Genomic DNA, 2,652 nt, shown 5'->3' on the forward strand with positions numbered 1-2,652 from the left:
CGGGGCAGCCACTCTTTTGTGACGTAGTTGCGGGGCAGCCACTCTTTTGTGACGTAGTTGCGGGGCAGCCACTCTTTTGTGACGTAGTTGCGGGGCAGCCACTCTTTTGGGGGAAGTGACACCGGCTAGGCGCGCTTTTCACGCTCCAGCAACGGCCCCGCCGCGTAACCGATGACGACGCCGACAGCCACCTCCCCGGCAATCAACAGGCCCACCCACAGCGGGTTGGGGCCCAAATCCACTAGCCGGCCGAGGCCTAGCGACGCATGAGACACCCATGCGACCACCCCGGCTGCAACACCGGCGGTCAGTCCAATCAGGGCGGCGGCCGCCAGGGTCGACAGACTTGCCGTAAACCACCGCCTTGCCACCTTGATTTCCAGCCACTCGTCGAGGTGGTTCTCGCCTTCCCGGAAGAACCACCAGCCGGCCAGCAGCCCCGCCAGAACCGGGATGGCGAGAGCCGCCAGCCCGTATTCGAGGGTGCCGGGCGGCACAGCGCCGAGGACCGGGATGGCTGGCAGCGGTCCGGCGCTGGTCGTCAGCGGAGAAATGGCGCTGCCGGACCCCAGCGCAAACCCTGCACCGGAAGCCCAGGAAAGGGTCCACACCACCAGGTTGGGCAGGAAGCCGAGCTGGGCCAGAGTCAGGGCGCTCCCGCCGACAATCCCTGCATCGAGGCGCTGATAGACGGTCGCCATTTCTGCCCAGCGCAGCCCGAGGGTGACGGCCAGCAGTAACGCCGATAACCCCAGGGATACCACCAGCGCAAGGAATCCGGACCTCAGGCAGGCCCAGGCGTAGGATCCGGCCCACCGGGAGCTCTGGCTGGTTTTCGCCAGCCAGGCGGCGCGGTCGACGCCGATCAGGCGGCTCCACGCGCCCGCCTCGCGGTACGCGCCAATCACCAGCCCCAGCCCGGCCGACAACAGGGGAATCAGGGCGCCCGCAGCAAGCGGGACAGTCGCTTCAGCCGTAGCGCAGAGGTAGGCAACGCCACCCCCCACCAGCGCGTAAATCCCGAGGGCACCCAGGAGCGCCTGCCACAGCTGATCGGAGTAGGAGGCCCGCGCCAGACGCCGACCGGCCCGCCAGGCAAGCAGGAACGGGATCAGGGTCAGGCCCAACGGCACGATGGAGAGGATCCCGGTGGTTCCCACGCCGTCCGGATTGGCCGGTGCGAAAGTCACTTCGAGAGGCACTCCGTGGATGAGAAGCCACGCCTGGCCGCCCAACTGCAGCATTCCGGTAGGCGTCCGATCGGCGAATCCACCCGCCAGCCATACGGCGGCCAGGGGAACCAGGATCAACAGAGCGGAAATCACTGCTGCCTGGGCCAGCTCGAACACACCCTGCAGCCACAGGGGCATGGGCAGGGCACGCCGACCGGGCACACGGAGAGGAAGTTTCATCTCTTCAATGGTGCCACCGGCAGCTGCCTCGGAGGTTCAGCGACTCGGTGCCACGCCCCGGTTCAGCCGCACCAGGTCCGCGCCCTAGAGCAGGAGATCCAGCAATCCCTTGACCAGCGCAGCCGTGGCGCCGAAGAAAGCGATCACAATCACAAATAACCGGGCATGGTCGTCCTTGATGAACCGGGAGAGCTTCTCACCGGCGAAGATTCCGACGACGATCACAACGCCGATCGCCGACCACATCCACCATTGCAGCGCGGGGGCATCGGTGGGGTCGAGACTGAGCTTGACCGCGAGGGTGATGAGCCCGATCACCACGAAAAACGGCTGCAGAGTTGCCGCGAAAGGGCGTTGCGGCCAACGGGACAGCAGGGCGTAGGCGCTGACGGCGGGACCGCCCACACCAGCCATTGCATTGGTGAGGCCGGCGGTGAGCCCCGCAACTGCCTTCGGCGCATTGCCGCGCACCACCACCGACGAGCGCTGCAACACCAGCGACACCGACAGCGCCACCAGGACAACGCCGCCAACCGTCACCGACAGCGGTGCCGATGGGAGCATCACCGCGGCAATCGAACCGGGAATCGAGCCGAAAACGGAGGGGATGACCATCCACCGGAACATGCTCCAGTCGATGTCCTTCCAGACCCTGCCGACAATCAGGGCAGAGGACACCACCCCGCAAATATTGACCAGCACCACTCCCTCATGCGGGCCCAGGATGATCACCAGGAACGGCGCGATGAGCAGGGCGAAACCCAGGCCGGCGATCCGCTGGGCAATTGCTCCGAGCAGGATGGAGAACAGAACGATGAAGAAGATACCGGTTGCCACAGATGACACAGTACGCCTGGGCAACTGTATTTGGAGTTTCCATGACGGCCGCCCGACGTCGACCGCTAGGCTGGTGAAATGCCTACAGCTACTACGGCCCTGCACATTGCTGACTGGCGTCAGCAGGTATTCGAGCTCTACGGGCAGGTGCGCGAGAGCGCGCAGGCCGGTTCGCCGTCGTCCGCGCATGACCTGTGGCGCGCGGGCCGGGACAAGCTGTTCGCCAGCCATCCCGCCTCCCCGCTCGACGCGACGGCTGTGGCCGCCTTCGACGGTCTCGCGGTGGCCCCGTACCAGCCGGAGTACCGGTTCGAGGCAGTGATCGACGACGACGGCGTGGGCGAGGAAATGGACGTCCCCACCGGCACGGACGGTACGGTGACCTTCCATCGGCTGGGCACGG

General features: G+C 66.2%; 2 protein-coding genes and 1 pseudogene. 1 reads left to right on the top strand and 2 read right to left on the bottom strand.

All coding sequences use genetic code 11. The annotated features are described in order from the left end of the window. Positions 1-125 precede the first annotated feature (125 nt). Together K728_RS0110250 and K728_RS0110255 are read right to left on the bottom strand one after the other, a co-directional pair. Complete coding sequence (locus tag K728_RS0110250; protein ID WP_024476630.1) at positions 126-1,412, bottom strand: cell division protein PerM; 1,287 nt, start codon at positions 1,410-1,412, stop codon at positions 126-128. An 84-nt stretch (positions 1,413-1,496) separates the two neighbouring features. After that, on the bottom strand, positions 1,497-2,258 hold the full coding sequence (locus K728_RS0110255) for a sulfite exporter TauE/SafE family protein (protein ID WP_035747802.1): 762 nt from the start codon (positions 2,256-2,258) through the stop codon (positions 1,497-1,499). Positions 2,259-2,327: 69 nt separating this feature from the next. On the opposite strand from K728_RS0110255, the pseudogene K728_RS0110260 reads away from it, so the two are divergent. After that, positions 2,328-2,652: pseudogene (locus K728_RS0110260) on the top strand (DUF1684 domain-containing protein); the annotation flags it as partial.

This window comes from Arthrobacter sp. CAL618, from assembly GCF_000468215.1.
Taxonomy (GTDB): Bacteria; Actinomycetota; Actinomycetes; order Actinomycetales; family Micrococcaceae; genus Arthrobacter_D.